The organism is Chryseobacterium sp. NRRL B-14798, assembly GCF_050470705.1.
Classification (GTDB): Bacteria; Bacteroidota; Bacteroidia; order Flavobacteriales; family Weeksellaceae; genus Chryseobacterium; species Chryseobacterium cupriresistens.
In genome coordinates this window covers 1,691,553-1,711,457 of sequence record NZ_JBFLUL010000005.1, presented here as the reverse complement: position 1 = coordinate 1,711,457, position 19,905 = coordinate 1,691,553, and the positions used below count along the sequence as shown (strand labels likewise).

18 protein-coding genes are annotated in these 19,905 nt (G+C 36.2%); 4 read left to right on the top strand and 14 right to left on the bottom strand.

The genetic code is table 11. From position 1 onward, the window contains the following. Positions 1-30 precede the first annotated feature (30 nt). A complete protein-coding gene (locus AB1278_RS08050; RefSeq protein WP_429813582.1) occupies positions 31-1,644 on the bottom strand; it encodes a reverse transcriptase domain-containing protein in 1,614 nt (537 codons plus the stop codon). Between the two features lie 453 nt (positions 1,645-2,097). Between AB1278_RS08050 and AB1278_RS08045 the strand changes: the two genes are divergently transcribed. Beyond that, positions 2,098-3,318, top strand: coding sequence for a hypothetical protein (locus AB1278_RS08045; RefSeq protein ID WP_429813579.1), 1,221 nt, complete (start codon positions 2,098-2,100; stop codon positions 3,316-3,318). 37 nt (positions 3,319-3,355) lie between these two features. Here AB1278_RS08045 and AB1278_RS08040 read toward each other — a convergent pair whose 3' ends face one another. The 13 genes from AB1278_RS08040 to AB1278_RS07980 all read right to left on the bottom strand — a co-directional run bounded on the left by AB1278_RS08040 (position 3,356) and on the right by AB1278_RS07980 (position 16,601). Beyond that, a complete protein-coding gene (locus tag AB1278_RS08040; RefSeq protein WP_343639191.1) occupies positions 3,356-4,084 on the bottom strand; it encodes a M17 family peptidase N-terminal domain-containing protein in 729 nt (242 codons plus the stop codon). A gap of 272 nt (positions 4,085-4,356) precedes the next feature. Continuing rightward, positions 4,357-5,724, bottom strand: a complete 1,368-nt coding sequence (locus AB1278_RS08035; protein ID WP_429813576.1) for an alginate export family protein — start codon at positions 5,722-5,724, stop codon at positions 4,357-4,359. Next, positions 5,721-6,152, bottom strand: coding sequence for a DoxX family protein (locus AB1278_RS08030; protein ID WP_216444228.1), 432 nt, complete (start codon positions 6,150-6,152; stop codon positions 5,721-5,723). Before AB1278_RS08030 ends, AB1278_RS08035 begins: the two co-directional genes overlap by 4 nt. Before the next feature lie 179 nt (positions 6,153-6,331). Further along, positions 6,332-8,104, bottom strand: a complete 1,773-nt coding sequence (locus AB1278_RS08025; RefSeq protein WP_429813573.1) for an amidohydrolase — start codon at positions 8,102-8,104, stop codon at positions 6,332-6,334. Positions 8,105-8,163: 59 nt separating this feature from the next. After that, entirely contained in the window at positions 8,164-8,853 is a 690-nt protein-coding gene (locus tag AB1278_RS08020; protein WP_110010611.1) for a hydrolase, read from the bottom strand. A gap of 40 nt (positions 8,854-8,893) precedes the next feature. Continuing rightward, positions 8,894-9,769 (bottom strand): pirin family protein, encoded by an 876-nt coding sequence (locus AB1278_RS08015; protein ID WP_123279665.1) that lies wholly within the window; start codon positions 9,767-9,769, stop codon positions 8,894-8,896. Between the two features lie 481 nt (positions 9,770-10,250). Next, the gene (locus AB1278_RS08010) at positions 10,251-10,835 is read right to left on the bottom strand and encodes a Crp/Fnr family transcriptional regulator (RefSeq protein WP_280210145.1); all 585 of its coding nucleotides are present in this window, start codon (positions 10,833-10,835) and stop codon (positions 10,251-10,253) included. 10 nt (positions 10,836-10,845) lie between these two features. Then, on the bottom strand, positions 10,846-11,157 hold the full coding sequence (locus tag AB1278_RS08005) for a hypothetical protein (RefSeq protein WP_202839204.1): 312 nt from the start codon (positions 11,155-11,157) through the stop codon (positions 10,846-10,848). A gap of 255 nt (positions 11,158-11,412) precedes the next feature. Continuing rightward, a complete protein-coding gene (locus AB1278_RS08000) occupies positions 11,413-13,023 on the bottom strand; it encodes a Na+/H+ antiporter (RefSeq protein ID WP_429813570.1) in 1,611 nt (536 codons plus the stop codon). Between the two features lie 381 nt (positions 13,024-13,404). Then, positions 13,405-14,025, bottom strand: a complete 621-nt coding sequence (locus AB1278_RS07995; RefSeq protein WP_429813567.1) for an alpha/beta hydrolase — start codon at positions 14,023-14,025, stop codon at positions 13,405-13,407. Between the two features lie 5 nt (positions 14,026-14,030). Beyond that, on the bottom strand, positions 14,031-14,984 hold the full coding sequence (locus AB1278_RS07990) for a VOC family protein (RefSeq protein ID WP_202839198.1): 954 nt from the start codon (positions 14,982-14,984) through the stop codon (positions 14,031-14,033). A gap of 185 nt (positions 14,985-15,169) precedes the next feature. Beyond that, the gene (locus AB1278_RS07985) at positions 15,170-15,466 is read right to left on the bottom strand and encodes a GNAT family N-acetyltransferase (protein WP_047433770.1); all 297 of its coding nucleotides are present in this window, start codon (positions 15,464-15,466) and stop codon (positions 15,170-15,172) included. Positions 15,467-15,668: 202 nt separating this feature from the next. Continuing rightward, positions 15,669-16,601 carry a ring-cleaving dioxygenase gene (locus tag AB1278_RS07980; RefSeq protein ID WP_429813564.1) on the bottom strand — a complete coding sequence of 311 codons (933 nt, stop codon included), beginning with the start codon at positions 16,599-16,601 and terminating at the stop codon, positions 15,669-15,671. Between the two features lie 547 nt (positions 16,602-17,148). Between AB1278_RS07980 and AB1278_RS07975 the strand changes: the two genes are divergently transcribed. Genes AB1278_RS07975 through metI form a run of 3 tightly spaced genes read left to right on the top strand, consistent with a single transcriptional unit; the run spans position 17,149 to position 19,840 of the window. Beyond that, positions 17,149-18,144, top strand: a complete 996-nt coding sequence (locus AB1278_RS07975; RefSeq protein WP_429813561.1) for an EamA family transporter — start codon at positions 17,149-17,151, stop codon at positions 18,142-18,144. An 18-nt stretch (positions 18,145-18,162) separates the two neighbouring features. Beyond that, positions 18,163-19,191 (top strand): methionine ABC transporter ATP-binding protein, encoded by a 1,029-nt coding sequence (locus AB1278_RS07970; protein ID WP_429813558.1) that lies wholly within the window; start codon positions 18,163-18,165, stop codon positions 19,189-19,191. Further along, positions 19,184-19,840, top strand: a complete 657-nt coding sequence (metI, locus tag AB1278_RS07965; RefSeq protein ID WP_110010601.1) for a methionine ABC transporter permease MetI — start codon at positions 19,184-19,186, stop codon at positions 19,838-19,840. Before AB1278_RS07970 ends, metI begins: the two co-directional genes overlap by 8 nt. Positions 19,841-19,905: the final 65 nt, after the last annotated feature.

Sequence of the window (19,905 nt, the reverse complement as noted above, 5' to 3'; positions counted from 1 at the left end):
CGTTTATATGGAGATATATTAATATTCACTTCATTTTTTATGTAGATGTCTATTAATAGCAGTAAATACTACATGCTTTCTTTTTCTAATTTGATTCATAAAATGATCCTCTTCAAATATTGAACAGCAACGTTTTACATAAGAATAATAATTAGATTCTTTTTTGCTATTAGAAGAATAGTGTGAAAATTCATAAAATCCTCTATCATTCTTAACTAAGGAATACCGTTTTCTATCCAGTATTTTAAGTTCAGTACTCTCAGAATCTTTAACCTTTAAAGGTCTATTATATAACTTTTTTATTTGATTAATATATATCGCCTTCTTTGCTTCTGGATTCTTATCCACTAAAGTCCGTGCTCTTTTACATCTTCTCTTTGTTATTGAAATGATTTTCCTATAATAGGAAGATAGGTTAGCCGATTTTATCACTGTCTTATATCCTCTAAATTCAAATCCTAGATATAATAATGGAGTTTCTTTTTCTTCCTGTGTTGTTTTATTTACTTTAAAACAAGTCAATCTTTTTTGATTATGTTTCGGAGAATAATTAATATTTCTGAAAATAAATTTTTCAGTCTTATTTTTACTTATTTGAACTTTACTTTCTTCTACAAGGTTGTAAATGAATTTTTCAATAAACTCCGCTTGATGAGGTTTACAGATTATTACAATATCATCCGAATATCTCTTATAATAAGCTCCTCTTTCAATTACAATATCATTGATTATTTTCAAGTCAAAATCATACAAATATAGATTGGCAAGAAGCGCACTAATTGGAAGTCCTTGTGGAATTCCAATATTTATTTTTTCTTTGGAAAAAAATGGATTACTATAAATTCTAAGTTTTCCTTCTTTAATAGTTTTCCTAAACTCCTTATTACTCTCAAAGAAACATTTGAAACCTTTTTCTTTCCTTATTCTGGCTAGCTTTGACTCATCAAAACCTAATCTCCGCCCTTTCTTATTTTTCTTTTGTATTCTTAGATCATCGAGAAGTACATATCTAAATTTTGTACATGCTTTAAAAACATTATAATGATCTTTTGGTAACTCATCAACTCCTAAAAGCCACTTCCATTTCTGTTTTAAAAATTGATGATCTAAACTTGAAAAAAAGCTTTTTAAATCAAAAGTCATAACGCAAACATCTTGACTCTCACCTCTTTCTTTTATTTCATCAAATGCTTCTTTTGCAAAGTGAATTGTACTTTTACCTTTTTCATTTTCTTTAGAAATTGGAATTTTGCGATAAGCATTTACAGAAGCATTTAATATAGAATTTTCCTTTAATTTATTTTCGTAAAGCTCATTAAGGAGATGTTTATAGTATCCATATACAAGTGCATCCATGTGGCTGGCATAATGTAAAGGACGAAGCTTATATGTTCTTTCAGGCTCATTAGTTTCTTTATGAAAATGACAATGTCTTCGACTATCTTTATGCTTATGTTTTTCAGGATCTCCCTTCTTATATTTTCTATCCTTTAAAACGGTATGTATAAGCGGATAAAATGCATATCGTTCTACATACTCTTTATTACTAATGTTATAATAATACCTCTTCCAATCCTCCCCTATTTTAAGAGAAGGTGACAGGTGCAAATAACCTTTTTCTTTTATCCAATCTGGTTTTTCCATTATAAAAAAAGCTTGCAAAAAGACAATAACGTTTTATAAATTACATACAGCTTACGCTCAGATAAGTACCCAATTACTGAGTCATTGATATTTCCGTAATTAGTAATAGAAACTCTAGTAAGTATAGTTCAAACTGTCTGCTTAGAGGTCATAATTAAATTAATACAACATGAAAGCAAAGATGATAACATTAATAAATAAGTTTATCCTTTTGGCAGTTTCAATATTTATTTGTAAATTGCTTCTATTGGTCATCCCTTTCGGGGGATTGACTCTGATGAAATCCTCATACCTTATAATCCAAATTATTATAAGTATATCTTTTTCTATAAATTGTAGTAAAAGATCTTTTATCTTATTTCTAGTTGTAATTAAACTTCCTTTTGCAAGCACTTCAAAAATAATCATTTAATTGCTATATTTGTACAATAACCTTGAAAATATTGTTTAAGCATGGAGAAGTTTTCCATTGGTGATCTAGTATCTCTAAAAAATCATCCCTACAGCATAGTTTATAATTCTAAAATTGGAGCAAATGCTTTATTAACTCCTCCAATAATGGTGGTAACAGAAATCTTAAACTCAAAAAAATTTGATCCTGATTCCGAAGAAATAGAGCTTTTACCAGGCCAACTACTTTGTACGTATTTTAATTCTAGAAATTCATCGTTTGAAAAATCTTGGTTTAAATTTGATGAGATAATAAAATTACAAGAAAAAGATAATGAACAGGAGCAGAAAGAAAATAATGAAGTAAAGCATCAAACAACGGTAGACATTTTATCTTTAAAAAAAGATTTTAAAAATAAACTAGTTATTTTATTAACTGCTGATAGAGAATTAAGTAAAAAGAAAATTAGCTGGTCAAAAAATAAGGAAGAAGAAAATTACAAAACTGATTCATATTTAGAATTTTTGCCTCCTGTGATGACAGTTATTGGCATTGTAGAAAATTCTAATTATTTAAAAAACAGAAGAGATTCAAAGGACGGTTCATTACAAAAAGATTGTAGTAAATATCTATTAAAATGCAAATGGTTTAACCATATAAAGCAAACTTTTTCGGAAGAATTATTCCCTTATAAAATTATTCAAAAAGTTAATTTTCCAAATGAAATTTTAGAAGAAATTAAAAAAGGTATTAGCAATAAAACAGTTTTCACATTAGAATCGAAAGAAAAAGAAATCAAGCTTGATAATAATATAAAAATAAAGAAAATTATTATTTTTAAAGAAGTTATTATATTAAATCATATTGTAAAGATTCTTTATAAAGACATATTTTCAAATAGGATTTTAACAGATAATTTAGAAAGTCTTGATGTTAAATCTTTAGAAAGTAAATTGGATGAATTGGTTGAAGAAAAATATCCTGATTCGACAAAAGCACTATATAAAAAAAGAGATGAATTACAATGGAATGAAAATAAGTTCTATAAAATTAGATATACAGATAGGAATGGAAGACATACGGAAAGGTATATAACAAATTCTAAACTAGAAACATTTGACACAGAAGATGAGGCTAATGTAAAATTTATTATTGCTAATTGTTTATTAAGACAAGGGGAAATCAGACACTTTAAATTAAAAAATATTAATGAACGACTAGAAATGAAGGATGACTTTGATAAATCTATAAAGAATAGTTTATATCAAAAAGCCCCCTTATAAAAAGGGGCCGGATCAACAATGTAATGAAACTAGTTCATTATTTCTTTTTTACTTCTGAAATGGCATCGGAAATTCCTCCGCCTGCGGTTTCAAAGAAGGCAGGACCAGCCAGAAGATATACTTTTTCTAATTTTTTGGTGGTGGATAATTTGTGTTCTTTCAGGTAATTTTCAGAACGGTTGGCATGTACAATTCCTCTTACTACATTTCCGGCTACCAAAGCGGTGGGTGAATCTATTCCGGCATCTTTCAGATCGCTGGCGAATGCAAAATTGGTAACGCCTAATCTCATGGCTTCACGGGCTGCCACTTCGCCTACGGAAGTCATTAAATCAGGAGTAAATTTATTACGGTCACCTAAACCGATCAATAATAATTTCTTTGCAGACATCGATCCTGCAGGTGGCGTAATTAAAATCGTTTCCAAAGAATGCCCCTGAAACTGTCCTGTTTTTCTAAGGTTGGTCAGTTCTCCTTTTAAAGCTTCATCAAGATGAACCAATCCGTTCAGTTTTGCCGGCAATGCCTGAGCACTGAAGATGTCACCTTCTGTATATTCGAAAACACAGGCTACCTGAAGCTGGGCGTCAGCAGACGATGGGCCCTGTACCAATCCTATCATGGAGATTCCGTCTACGGTTCCCCAGGTTTTGGAAGTTCCGATGGCTGTTGTTTTTGCAGGAGCTGTGGTTGTAGTTTGTGCAAAGTTTAAGGTAGATAATGCTAAAGCTGCAATTACCAGTGAGTGTTTTAGTGTATTTTTCATTTGATTTATTTTTTGTTGTTTGTTGAGGGGTTCGGGATGCGAGTTGCGGGTTATTTTTGTTGCGGGTTTTAATTTTTGTTTGTTGGAATAACGCAAGGACGCAAAGTTTTTTTAAGGTTTATGTTGTTAAGGCGCGAGTCGCTTCGCTCCGGCTATTTTTATTTGTTTTTCAAAGGTAGTTTCTGTGATGGAAAGGTGCATTGATGTGGGATAATTGTTTAATTTATTTTCAAATGATCTCATTTTCAAATTTTCAAATTCCCTGTGTTTTTTTAAAATTTAAATACAATTCTGGAATTGATGAAGAGTCCGTCTTTGTGGTTGTCGATTACATCGTTAATGAAAGCTCCGGTATTGAAATACTGTATTCCTGTATTAAAGGTTAAAAATGGATTGATCTTATAATTAAAGCTTCCTAAAAATGCGGTTCCGATGTATCTCTTTTTTGAGTTGGAAGACGCCAGGTTTAGTGTTCCGCTGGGTCTGTAAATTCCGTCTTGAGTAGAGTATCTCCAGTTGAAAACTACGTCTGCCTGTACGGTTATTTTTTTACCTAAATCAATAGTTGCATAGGGATGAATATCAATTAAATTCACCGGACCAATCTGAGGATTAAATCCAAAATAACCTCCTTTCGGATACAATGGATTGAATGTTCCCAATGTTCCGTCTCCTTTATTGCTGTCTCCTGAAATATAATCGTTTCTAAGGTTGATGGTCGGTTTTCCTTTTACATTTTCAAACATATATCCGATATCTGCAGAAGCCGTCCACGCGCTGATATTTCCTTTATTAAAGTTCCCGAACTGGTAGGCTGCTTCAAAATTGTAAATAAAACCTCCTCCATATTTCCAGAATCTTCCGCCAAAAGTATGTCTGTTTTCATCGGAAAGCCCGTCTTCAAAACGTACATCCTTTCTGTGAATCCCCAGATAATAGAGCTCCAGATTTCCGCTTCTGGGAATAATCCATGTGTTGTAACTTCCCCAAAGGTTGATTGATTTTGAAGATTTGTTATCAAATGCTCCCGGGCTTATTTCACTGGCAGCCATCATAAAGGCATCAGATCTGAAGTTCCCTCTTTTGTACATGAATTTTAATCCATCAAAATAAAGTCTTAAATTCGGACCTTCTCTTACTGAGATCAGTCTTCCGCTTCCATAATCAAGTTCCTGTCTTCCGGCACGTACGGTCAACTTTTCTTTATCATTTTTCAAAATATCAACATCAATGAAAAGATTCTGAATATTCAAATGGTCTTCGTCAATAGGTCTCGGACCGTTCTTTCTTCCATTTTCCCATGCACTTCTCACCTGTCCGAAAATTCTTACTCTTGAGCCCAGATGCAGATCTGCATGTACACTGTATCTTTGAATCAGAAAAGGATTGCTTCCAATTCCCATTCTTCCCCAATCTTCATTATTAAAGTCTACAAATTCCAGTCTTGCTTCTCCTCCCAATGAAAGATAATTGTTGCTTTTTTCTGCAATCGGTATGTATTTGATGGAGTTGTAAAAAGTTTTTGCAGAGTCTTTATAGGAAGCATAATCTTCATCAAACCTCATCAGCTTAAACTGAGCAGAAATTTGAACGGGAATAAAAATCTGCAGCAACAGTACAATGGCGATCAGTTTTTTCATGATGATTTCTTTGTTAAATAATGATCCACCGAATATCTTCCAGCTCCCATAAACAGTAAAAACAGATAACATAAACTGTACATAAAAGGAGTATCTTTCACCAGTAAAGCATCATTCCAATGAAGTATAAAATATCCTGTAAGGGTCACTGCCAGGATTGGTAATACTGCAATTCTTGTGAAAAAACCAAAGATCACAAATACCGGAAATACCAGATTGGCTGCATCAGCAAAAAGATTGTTGAAAGCTTCAGGAAGATGCAGCGGGTTGGGTACCTGCTCTGCTTCTGAAACGCCTACTCCTATTTTTTTTAATCCGTGTGCTACGATTAATTCTACAGAAAGGAAGATTCTGAAAGCTAGAAGGGCAGCATCTGTTAATTTTCTTCCGGGATTGGTATTGGTGATGATATGGATTAACTTTTTCATGATTGGAATAAATTTTAGCTATGAATTAAATTGATTGTCGTGATTGTATTAATGCTGGGTTGACCACCCCGTCAAAAATTCTTTGAATTTTTGACACCCCTCCAAAGGAGGGGAATTTTCACCCCTTCAGTTGGAACGTTGATTGATTTGAATAATTAAAAACTTTTGTGGCTAAAAAATTATTTTGTCTGATAGCCTCCGTAATATTTTACAGGTGACCAGTCGGGGATGACTGGAAGTGGTGCCGGAGCTGCTGTTTTGTAGGTTTCATCTCCGTACACGACTTTTCCGTCTACGATCGTCAATTTTGAGGTGATGTTTTTGATGTCTTCATCATTGACTGTGAAATAATCTTTATCCAGAATGGTAAGATCTGCAAAGTATCCTTTCTGTATTTTTCCTTTCTGATAGTCTTTAATGAGTTCGTATCCTCCGTAAGTAGAAAGTGATAAAGCAGTTTTTCTGTCCAGCGTATTTTCTTTACCCATCACCTGAGTTCCTCCTATTGTTTTTCCTGTGGTGATCCAGTATAAAGCTACCCATGGGTTATAACTTGCGACTCTTGTTCCGTCTGTTCCTAATCCAACCGGAATTCCCATTTCCAGCATTTTTTTCACCGGAGGAGATGTCAAAGCCGGCTTTTTACCATATCTGTGGATGAAGCTTTCTCCCTGATACGCCATTCTGTGCTGTACTGCAATTCCTCCGCCCAACGCTTTGATTCTTTTCATATTATCTTCGGTAACGGTTTCTGCGTGGTCGATAAACCATACTAATCCGTTCAAAGGAGTTTCTTTGTTTACTTCTTCAATGACATTTAAAAATCTGGTGATACTTTCATTATAGGTTGCATGAATTCTGAAAGGCCATTTGTTTTTTACCAGAAGACTTACCACCTCTCTCATATTTTTCTCCATCGTAGCCGGAAGTTCCGGTCTTGGGAAAAGAAAGTTTTCAAAGTCGGCTCCGTCTGATACCAGGTTTTCCCCTCCACCGTTGACATGATAATCGATTTCATTAAAATCATTATGACCATGGTCGTCAATTTCTACCATTCCAATCCATTTGGTGTAATCGGCAAGCTCAGATCCTTTTTTCTGGGCAAATAAATAGTAAGGAAGACGAACGGTAATTTTCCCTTGTTTGTTCAGCTGATCCGTTGTTCCGTAGTCATCCGGAAAATTCTGGAATCCTCCGCCTGCGTCCATTACTGCAGTCACTCCCAATCTGTTCAGTTCCGTCATGTATTGAAGGGTAGAATTTACTTTTTCTTCTTCTTTCAGTTCCGGAAGTTTCGCTAATGTTGAATAAAGAATAAATGCATTCGGTTCTGCCACCAATAATCCTGTGGGATCTCCGTTATTGTCTTTTTCAATTAAACCTTGAGAAGGGTTTGGGGTATCTCCATTGATATTCAGTTCTTTTAATCCGGCTTTGTTCAGCCAGGCTTTTCCATAGAGATACATGATGAAAGTAGGCACATTTCCCGTAGCTTCATTAATTTCAGCCAGTGTGGGAAGTCTTTTTTCTTCAAACTGATATTCATTCCAGCCTCCGATGACTCTTACCCATTGTCCCTTCGGTGTTCTCTGAGCCTGTTCTTTCAGCATTTCCAATGCTCTTTTTAATGATTTCACACCATCCCAACGAAGTTCGGTATTGTAAAATCGTCCTCCTCTGATTACATGCAAATGGCTGTCAAATAAGCCTGGAATCACTCTGTTTCCTTTAGCATCAATGACTTTTGTATTGCCGTTTTTTAATTTTAAAATCTGGGCATTGGTTCCTACCTGTAAGATTTTATGGTCTTTGATGGCCACAGCCTGTACTTCAGGATTCTTATCATCCATTGTGGTAATCTTTCCATTGGTAATGATCATGTCTGCTTTCTGAGCATTCAGAATTCCTGCTGCCAAAACTGTGGAAAGGGTAAGTATATTCAGTAGTTTCATAATTTCAATATTTAAGTTTGAAGGTTTCGGCAGGCTGAAAGCCTGCCGAAACAGTCCCATTAGTGTTTTAACATTTCCTGAGCATACTGAATTCCTATACCATAAGCTCCACCATGTTTTTTCATCAGATCATTAACCGGTTTGTATGTTTCTTTTCTAGCCCAGTCTCTCTGCAGTTCCAATACATACTGAACAGAAGTGATAGGATGTGCTCCTGCCTGAACCATACGGGTGATTGACTGATCGTGCGCTTCTTTAGAAATATCCCCAGAAGCATCTGTTACTACATATACATCGTAACCTTCGTCAATCGCTGATAATACAGGTCCTACGATACATACACTTGTCCATAATCCTGCGAAAACCAGTTTCTTTTTATTTTTTCCTGTAATGGCTTTATGGGCATTAACGTCTTCCCATGTATTCATGGTAGTTCTGTCTACATATCCACTGGTTGCTTGCGGATATACTTCTGAAATTTCCGGGAAAACAGGTCCGCTGAATGACTTTTCTGCCACCGTCGTTACTACTGTAGGAACATTGAATATTTTTGATCCACCTGCTACCAGTGCCACATTGTTTCTTAACTCTTCCATGCTGATGCTTTTGGTTGCAAAAGCCATTTGACCTTCGTGGTCGATGAGTACTACGGCGTGATTGGTAGGATTTAATAATGATTTTCCAGGGTTTTGAGCTGATGCAGTTAATGATAATAAACCAGCTGCAAATGATAGGATTAATTTTTTCATAATAATTTAAAATTTAAGAGTTGTTATTTTTGTTTAATTTTTAAAGTGTCATCGGTACGTCCATTAAAAGGATTTCTGTACCTTCCTGAAGGGTTTTGATCGTAATTTCCTGAATATCCCAGACTCCGAATCCATCTCGTTCTTCTATAATCTCACCGCCTATTTCTGCGCTTCCCTTCAAAATAAAAGCATAGACTCCGTTTCCTTTTTTTCTGATTTGATACTGTGTTTCTTTATTCTCCTCAAAAGTTCCCAGATGAAACCATGCGTCCTGATGGATCCATACACCTTCGTCATCTGCATTGGGGGAAAGAATCTGTTGAAATTGATTATGACCTTTGGTTTTATCTAATGTAATCTGATCATATCTCGGCGTCACATTTCTTTTTTTCGGATAAATCCAGATCTGAAGGAATTTTACAAGTTTATCACTGTTTTTGTTGAATTCGCTGTGCATAATTCCTGTTCCTGCACTCATGACCTGAATATCTCCGCTTCTGATCACCGCTGTATTTCCCATGCTGTCTTTGTGTTCAAGATCACCTTCCAAAGGAATACTGATGATTTCCATATTGTCGTGAGGGTGGGTTCCGAAACCTCTTCCTGCTTCCACTTTATCATCATTCAGGACTCTCAATACTCCAAAGTGCATTCTTTCAGGATTATAATAATTGGCAAAACTGAAAGTGTGCTGACTCAACAGCCATCCGTGATCTGCCTTCCCTCTTGTATCAGCTCTGTGGATCACAGAGTTTTCTTTTATTTTTGATTCTGTATTGGGAAGATGATTGTATCCGATCGGTTCTAGTGGTTCGATCTCATCGATATCATTTTTCATAGCGCTTGCCAAAGAAGCTGATGCTACAAACATTCCTGTTCCCAATAATCCTTTCTTTAAAAAATCTTTTCTGTCCATATCAGATTGTTATTTGTTCTTGTTTGATAGGACAAATTTAGAGAGACCGGAAACCCTGCACATTTAACTAGTTTAATAAATGACTTTGAAGCAAAAAAAAAATGCCGGATACTTTTTTATTCGGCAGTATAACTATAATGGATTGTTATTTTTTGTAAAGTGTAAAAGTCTTTTTACTCTTAGGAACTATTTAATTTGATATAATATTTTAAAGAATAACTCTATTTAGATTCTACGGAATGACAAACTGTGTGGGTAAGACCGTTATTTCAACTGTGTCATTCCTTAGGAACCTCTGTAGGAATGATAAGCAAAAAAATAATTGGAAAACGCAAAGACGCGAGTTGTTTTTTAAGCTAAATATTTTTAAGGCGCAAGGATTTTATCTCCGATAAAATGGGTGACTATAATTTCACAGAAATATTCACACCTATAAAACCCATGCAAATCTCTGCAATCTGCAAGTATAAAAAACTAAGATTTATTTCTCCTTTGAAGCAAGACGCTTCCTAATGGTGCTTACAAATTCTTTTGAAACCCCAAGGTAAGAAGCAATGTAGTATTGTGCTACTCTTTGCGGAATTGAAGGATATACTTTGATGAACTCAATATATCTGTCTGATGCGGTTTTGGAAATGGTATTCACCAGTCGGCTTTGCAGGGTTGCCAGGTTCCTCTGAACCAGCATTCTGAAAACTCTTTCAAATTTGGGAACTTCCTGCAGCAGTTTTTCTTTTGTTGTAGTATTCAACATATAGATTTCCGAGTCTTCCAGTGTTTCGATAAAAACCTTAGAAGGCTTCTGTTCATGAAATGATGCAATATCACTGATCCACCAATCTTCGATGGCAAACAGTAACGTTACTTCGGAACCATTATCATCCAAACAATACATTCTCACACATCCTTTATGAATATACCCTTCAAACTGGCAAATCTCTCCTTCTCTCAGTAAAACTGTTTTTTTAGGAAACGACTGACAGACAAGCAGGTCTGTAAAAGTTTTTTCTTCTTCGGGAGTGATTGAAATAAATCGCGTAATATTTTTGATGATGTTTTCGAACATAATGCAGAGTTTACCCCTGCAAATTAGGAAAAAGACTGTAAACTTCGTTCTTTAAAAGTCCACTTCCTCCTCCATAATGATCGATTACTTTAACATCCTTATCCAAACCGGCACAAAATATTTTTATATCTTTCTCAAAATCATCTTCTAAGCCGGAGCTTAAAAGGACAATGTCCACCGTATTTTCCTTTATGTATTCATAGCAGAAATTTTCATCATTTTGTATCTCTGCTGTCCAGCCCTCATTATTTTCGATAATTCTTTTTAAAGTATCCAGAATTTCCTGGTTCTTTCCAATCACTAAAAAATGTAATGTTTTCATGTTGTTCAATGTTTAAAGTTTAAAGTTCAAGGTTCAGAGTTTAATGTTTATATTGTTTACTTGAAGGGTAAAATGACGATTTGGATTTCTGCGGAATGATATAGTGTAAAATAGATAAAGGGCTTAGTTTGTTCATTCTGTCTGTAATAATTTACACTCTTATAATTTCAAACGCACCCATCCTCATACTCTCCCACTCGTATCCAAAACCTCGAAACCTCGCACCCACTCTCTTACCCTCAAACCCGAAACCCGCTACAAATGTTTATTTCCTGTAATTTTTAATTCATTCAGATCCAGTTGTGATTCTGCTTTTCGAATCTCGTCATCACTGAAAAGTTTTTCGCGTTTCATTTTAAAGAGTTCTTTTCTCTGTAAGGCAAATATATCCATCATCACTTTATGATATTCGGCCATATCGTTTTGCCTGTTGGTACACATTTCAATAGAATTGAGATGATTCTGGTGAAGTTTGATATCACTTTCCAGCGTATTTTTAAGATTTTCAAGGAGACTATTGCTGTTCAACACCTCATTGTATTCGTTATCAAGCCTATGTACAGCAAGCTTATCCAGTCTCATCTGAATCCCGGCCTGCTGTTCCTGAGAAGGCAAAATATGATCGATCTCCCCTATTTTGGTTAATTTAATGATCAAGGGCAGGGTAAGTCCCTGAAACACTAATGTCACAAAAATGACGACAAATGTGATAAAAATGATCAGATTTCTCATAGGAAATTCAGCCTGCGAATTCATCATAACCGGAATGGACAGTGCTGTTGCCAGTGAGACCACTCCTCTCATTCCTGCCCATCCTATAATCAAGGGGTTTTTCCATCCCGGACTCGGATCACGACGGGCTTTTTCACTGAACCATCTTGGAAGATGAGCTACGGGATAGATCCATAAAAGACGTACCACAATGACAATCAAACTTATAACCAAACCATATTTGATACCTTCCATTACTGAAATTTCACCCAATCCATTGATTATATCAGGAAGTTCAAGACCTATTAATACAAAAACCAAAGCATTCATCACAAAAATCAGGGTGTTCCAGACTCCTGTCATATTGATTCTCGTAGTTCCGGTTTTGAAAATCTCATGAGCACGGAAAGACATAAACAACCCTCCGCTCACGACAGCCATCACTCCCGAAAAATGAAAATGTTCTGCAGAAAGAAATAAAATATATGGCGTCATTACGGTAAGTGCCGCATCAATAGCAGGTGTTGTAGGTAAAAAACGGTGAATGGCATAAAAAATATGTGCTCCGGCAATTCCTACGACAATTCCCATTCCTGCTACCAGAAAAAACTGTCCTGTAGCTTCATGCATTGAGAAAGCACCCGTCATTACAGCGGCCAGAGCAAACCTGAAAACGATCAGTGAAGAGGCATCATTAATCAGACTTTCTCCTTCCAGTATAGCGAGGGTACGTTTCGGTACTTTTAATCCTTTTAAAACTGTTGTGGCTGCTACTGCATCCGGTGGCGAAACAATTCCTCCCAATAAAAAGCCTAAAGCCAGCGTAAATCCCGGAATCAGCATTTGTGAAGTGTAAGCAACAACCAAAGATGTAAGAAATACCAAACCAAATGCCAACAAGCTGATAGGACGTTTCCATTTCCAGAAATCATTCCATGAAGTGTACCAGGCTGCTTCGTATAAAAGAGGTGGTAAGAAAATCAGAAATATAATCTCCGGATCCAGCTTTAAAACAGGGACTCCGGGAATAAGGCTGATCCCCAATCCGGCAAGTACCAGAAAGATAGGATAGGCAATTTTGATCCGTTGTGCCAGCATGACCAGCAGCATAACAAGTAATAAAAGTCCTAATATTAAAAGTAATTGTTCGTGCATGTTTTTGAAGTTAGATTTCAGATTCTGATCATTTATGTTTGGGCTAAAGCCAGTGGTAAATTTATTTTTTTAAAGGCGGGCTAAAGCCCACCGCTATTGAATGTTAATTTATTTATTGAGACTCCTACGGAGTGACAATCTGTATGGATAGTTAATCCTCATACTTTGCCATTCCGTAGGAATCTCCACTTCACTAGGTTACTTAAAAATGTAATAACCACAAAAGTCACAAAGTTTTTGTTTTAAAATGTTTGTAAAGTTTAATAATATACAATATAAAGATCACATGAGAGAAAAATCAAAGATTTTTATAAAACTTAAGTGTTCTTTTTAAGCGCTCGATATTTACTTATCAAATCTTTTGTGACTTTTGTGGTTAAACTATTTAAATATAACTGAATTCGCTATTTCAATTTCTTCTTCGTTAATAGAATGTCCAAAATTGGCATATACTTTTTCTGTTACCTCCGCATTCATTTCTCTAAAAATATTAGCTGTAGCATATACTCTTTCTACCGGAACATGAAAATCAGGATTGCTGGTTCCCAGGAAAACCGGAGTCCCTGCAAAATCACCTTTATAATTTTCACGGTTGATTTTATCTCCAATCACGCCACCAATAATAGCTGCCGCTCCACCGAACTTCTGAGCATTACGGGCTAAAAATTCAAGGGTAAGACAGGCTCCCTGGGAAAATCCGAAAAAGTATATATTTTCAGGTTTTATTCCTGAATTGACAACCGCTTTTACCGTTTCTTCAACCATTTCAAGAGCTGATGATAACCACGGTTCGTTTTGTTCCACCGGAGCTATAAATGAAAAAGGATACCAGCTGTGATTCAAAGCCTGTGGGGCTAGAAGTGCATAGTCTTTTACATTCAAATGCTGGGATAAACTCAGAATATCCTGAGCACTTCCTCCGCGTCCGTGAATCATGATCAAAGCTTTTTCCGCCTGATTTAAGGGTATTCCTGCTGTTTTTATATTTAAAGTATGACTCATTATTTCTATCTGAATTTTTCTGTTGGATAATCGATTTTGGGAAGAACTTCTTTCAAACGTTCTCTTCTTTTTTCAAACTGTAGCGGCAATTGCAGATCTTCACCTAAAAATGCAGCTTCTTCATCCACGTCGAACCCTGGGCCTGAAGTTGCTATTTCAAACAAAACGCCTCCCGGTTCTTTAAAATATACGGAAGTAAAATATTTTCTGTCTTTCACTTCGGTATGCTCCAATCCGTATGTGTTGAGTCTCTTTACCATTTCCAGCTGGGACTCTGCGTCGGGAGTAGCAAAAGCCACATGATGAACGGTACCTCTTCCTGCTAAACCTTTTAAAGCATTTGGGGTAGAAAGCAGATCTACATATTTCCCCGGCATATTTTCTGTTCCCAGTCTCAATCGGTCAGGGCTTTCTTTGATCACTTTATGATCCATCTGGGTGGTCAGAAGTGCTGCTGTTCTTTCATAAGCATCCTGCCAGATTTCCACATGATGAATCCCTTTGATGGCATAATATTTTGGAATATAACCATTATAATAACCTTTTCTTTCGTCTTTATCATTAAAAACCAATTCCAATCCCAGTCCGTCAAAATCTTCAAGATAAATGAAAACTTCATCAGAAAATCTTTGCTGCGGCTGTTTGAAGGGAATATTAAACTGTTCCAGACGGTTCATCCAATAATCCAGGGCATCTATAGAAACTGAAAAAGCAGTGGTGTTAAGCATTCCTTTTCCATGTCTGCCATTGATCAGATCTTTACCATAGGGAAAAGTAGTCATAATCGTTCCAGGTGTTCCGTACTCGTCACCGAAATAAAAATGATAAACATCTGAATAATCAAAATTGACTGTTTTTTTGACTAAACGAAGCCCCAAAACTCCGGTATAAAAATCTATATTTTCCTGTGCATTGCCGGTAATTGCCGTTACGTGATGCAGTCCTGTGATAAGTTTCATTATGATAAAATTGTTAATTGGTTATTTAATGGGATGCAAGATTTTCGGGGTTCGGGATTCGAGTTGATAAGTTCGGGAATAACTTTATTCATCTTCTGTTTTTAGCTCAAGACACTCTCAAACCCTCTTCCCCTCAGACACTCAAACTCGAAAACCCGCATCCCGAAACCCGACTCTCAAACTCCCTACAGTTCTTCCTTCAGCCAGACATCATTATATTCTTCCGGATGACGTTTGAACTGAGCATGAACATACGGACACAGCGGCAGAATCTTTAAATCATTTTCTCTTGCATAGGAAACCAGTCTTTCCAGTAAGATTTTGGCAAAACCTTTTCCTTCATATTCCGGATTTACTTCGGTATGGTAAACAGTCAGCTTTTTTCCTATAACTGATATGTCCATTTTACCTGCTTTATGATCGTCTGAGAAAAGCTGAATCTCTCCTTTTCTTCCTTCTAAAACTATTTCTGTTCTTTCCATTTTTTATTTTTTTGGTATTAAATCGTGCTTTTTTTAACGCGAAGATTTAATAATAATCCTTCATATTTTAAGTTGACTTAAGTATGGAATCAACAAGTTGATTCGATGAAGCGTCCTGTTACAATTACTTAAAATAAGTTTATATTCCGGATGTTTAAATCTTTATTCAAAATTAGCATCTTTATAAAATATGACCGATGATCTATGATAAGTTCGGCAATACTCCTTCTATTTTCTCACGCATTCCTTCGTATTGAACAGGAAGTTTAAGGTGGGTTCCCAACTCTTCCAAAGGCTCATCTACAGTGAATCCAGGATTGTCGGTTGCTATTTCAAACAAAACACCACCCGGCTCACGGAAATACAGTGAGTAGAAATAATCTCTGTTGATTTTCGGAGTGATGCTTAGTCCTGCGGATAAGGCTTTCTCACGGTATTCCATTAAAACATTATCATCTTTTACCCTGAATGCAATGTGGTGATTGGTTCCCGCTGCATTTCTTCCGGATGGAATGGTTTCGTTTTCAATAATGTCCACAATATTAGCGGTATCAATGGCATCAGTAGTAAGTCTGTATCTTTCACCTTCCTGTTTCTGCAAGTCGTATCCTAAAATATCGGTCAGAACTTTGATCGTAGGATCTGCTTTTTTCAAGGTTAAAGTCACATTATGGAAACCTTTTAATGCATTTTCATCTTTGATATCATCTGTTGTCCATACTTTTCTGTCGTCTTCACTAAGAGGCTCTATCAGCTGTAACTGGAGGCCGTCCGGATCTTTAAAAGAAATCATCTTTTCGCCGAATATTTCTCCTTCTTCTGCGGCTACATTAAAGCTTTGTAAATGGTTTTTCCAGAATTCAAGGCTTCCTTTCGGTACAGAATATCCGATATGAGTCGCCATTCCACTTCCATTGGTACCTTTTCCTATTCCTTCCCAGGGAAAGAATGTAAGAATGGTTCCCGGGGTTCCGTTTTCATTTCCGAAATAAAAGTGATACGTTCCCGGATCGTCAAAATTTACTGTTTTCTTTACCAGTCTTACTCCTAAAACTTTGGTATAAAAATCTAAATTTCTTTTCGCGTTGTCTGCAATAGCAGTAATATGATGCAGACCTAAAATTCTATTGTCCATGTCTTTTAATTTTGATGCTAAATTACAGCGAACAGAAATCCTGCGCATTTAACTAGTTTAATAAATGCAAAACCTCTTTTTCTTTACCGGAGTTTAACATTTACATAATTCTCATCAATTTTAATTTATATTACCTTTTCCATAACGCCTGTTTTAATCAAAATATGATCTTTTCTTACCAAAACATTATAAAATAAATCTATTTAATACTTTAAATCCAATACAAAACCGTATATAAAAAATTGATTTACAAACAATTAATCTATTAACAATAATTTAATGTTCAAAATGTCTACTTTTTTAGTGGACTAATAAAAATTATATTCTATATTTGCAAACGTATTCAGGAAATAAAACAAAATGAAGGCAGAATTAAAAAATAATTCAATGAAGAAACATACCATCAAAAATATGATGAAGGATATCTGTATGCCTGTACATCAAGAATACTGTGGTTGACCTTACTTTTATTTAGATATATTTTCAAAGGCTTTACCACGTGGTAGAGCCTTTTTTCATTGAACACAACAACATTAAAAACATAAAAATGAGCAATTCTAAAAACAAATGGTTAATTCCATTGGCGTTTACAAACATCTATGTGATATGGGGAATTACGTTTTTAGCTATTTCATTTGGCTTAAAAGGTTTCCCACCTTTCATTCTTTCCGGATTGAGATTTCTGGTAGCCGGAATTCTCATGATAGCCTATCTTCTCTCTAAAGGGGAAAAAGCAAATTCTCTGATCAACTGGAAGAAAAATGCCATAACCGGTATTCTTATTCTTACCGGAGGAACCGGGCTTGTTGCCTGGGGAGAACAGTATGTAACGGCTTCTGAGGCGGCCATTTCTATTGCAACAGGACCATTTTGGTTCATTGCTATCGATAAGAAAAACTGGAAATATTATTTTTCGGATAAATTCATTCCGATAGGATTGATTATCGGTTTCGTAGGGCTGATTATGTTTTTAAAGGGCAGTGTAAATTCTAATGCCCATGCATTGGCAGATGGAAACCTGCGTATTACTGCGTTTGTGGTATTAGGACTAAGCTCCATTGCCTGGGTATTGGGTTCATTATATTCAAAGAAAAATCCGGCTTCCCAATCTACGTTTATGAATATTGCCCAACAGCTTATCGTAGCGGGATTAGCCTCTTTCATTATCGCCTTTTTCAGAAGAGAATGGACTGATTTTTCAGTTTCTGCGGTTCCATTATCGGCATGGTTTGGGGTTCTATTTTTGATCTTCTTTGGATCGATAGTCGCTTATTTGTCGTACATTTGGCTTCTGTCCGTAAAACCCGCTGCTTTGGTAAGCACCCATACCTACATCAATCCTATTGTAACCGTGATTGCAGGCTGGATTGTTGCCCACCAAAGCATCAATGGAGGTCAGCTGTATGGTTTATTCATCATATTGCTGGGAGTACTTCTAACCAATGTCACCAAGTATTTCAGACTTTCAAAACGGGCCAAGGTCAAAATCAGAAGAGTAAGGAGATTTTTAAACAGAACGGGCAGAAGATATCAGCCTATTTAAAAAGTATATAAAATCAGAATGATAGAAATCAGAAACATATCAAAAACATTTCATCAGAAAAAACAGTCTTTCAAAGCACTGGATAAGGTAAGTCTTACTATAGATAAAGGAGATATCGTAGGAATTATCGGTTTTTCAGGTGCAGGAAAAAGTACGCTGATCCGTACCGTAAATCTATTGGAAAGACCGGATGAAGGACAAATTATTATCAATGGAAAGGATTTTACAAAGCTCAGTTCCCAACAACTGGCTGAGGAGCGTAAAAAAATCGGAATGATCTTCCAGCATTTCAATCTTCTTTCTTCAAGAACTGTTTTTGATAATGTAGCGCTTCCTCTGGAACTGGATCATACCAGCAAGGACGAAATCAACAGAAAAGTAAACGAACTCCTGAAGATCGTAGGCCTTGAAGATAAAGCCAATGATTATCCAAAAAGCCTTTCCGGAGGACAGAAACAGAGAGTCGCGATAGCAAGGGCTCTGGCCAATGATCCTCACCTTCTGCTTTGTGATGAAGCAACCAGCGCACTGGATCCGGCAACAACACAGTCTATTCTGCAGCTTTTAAGAGATATCAATCAGAGACTGGGAATTACCATCCTTTTAATTACCCACGAAATGGAAGTCATCAAATCGGTCTGCAACCACGTTGCTGTGATCGACAAAGGAAAATTATTAACAAAAGGAACTTTAAGCGAGATTATTTCGGATAAAGAACACCCGATCATCCGCCAGTTCATCAATTCAGACATCATGACTCTGCCACAGGAACTCAGCAGCAGACTGCAGAAAGAACCAAAAGAAGGTTTATTTCCGCTGGTCGAAATAGAACTTAACGAAAACATCAGTGTTGAACAGATTCTTTCAACACTAGACAGCCAATATAAAATCCCTTATAAATTGTTAAAGGCAGATGTAGAATATTTTGGAAATTCCAATTTCGGTAAACTACTTTTACAGCTTCAGGGTGAGACTGAAGAAAACCAGCAGGCGATCTATTATTTCAACCAAAATAAAATTCAAAATACAGTAAAAGGATATGCTTAGTGATGCGGTAATTGCCCTTTTGGCAAAAGGAACCTGGGAAACAGTTTATATGACATTTTTATCCGGATTTTTTGGATTTGTGCTGGGACTTCCGGTAGGAATCCTGCTATTTTTAACAAGAAAAGGACAACTGCTGGAAAATGCAGCCTACCATAGAGGATTATCTATATTGGTAAATATTTTCCGTGCCATTCCCTTCATTATTTTAATTGTATGGATGATTCCTTTCACAAGGATTCTGGCAGGAACTTCCATTGGAGTGAATGCTGCTTTGGTTCCGTTAAGTGTGGGAGCTGCTCCTTTTATTGCTAGACTTGTAGAAAACAGCCTTATCGAAGTTCCACACGGCCTTATAGAGACGGCAAGAGCTTTGGGAGCTTCTCCATTACAGATTATCAGAAAAGTTTTGCTTCCTGAAGCACTTCCTTCATTAATCAATAATGCAACCATCACTTTGATCACCTTAGTAGGTTACTCTGCAATGGGTGGTGCTGTAGGAGCTGGCGGACTTGGACAGGTGGGTTACCAGTACGGATATATCGGATATGATATTGTAATTATGAATACCGTTTTGATTCTGCTTGTTCTTTTGGTTTTCATCATCCAGTTTATGGGCGACAGATTGTCAAAAAGATTTGATCACAGGTAGTTTTTGGGTGAGAGTGTTTGAGAGTAGGAGTGTTTGAGATCCGGGGTGCGAGTTTCGGGATACGG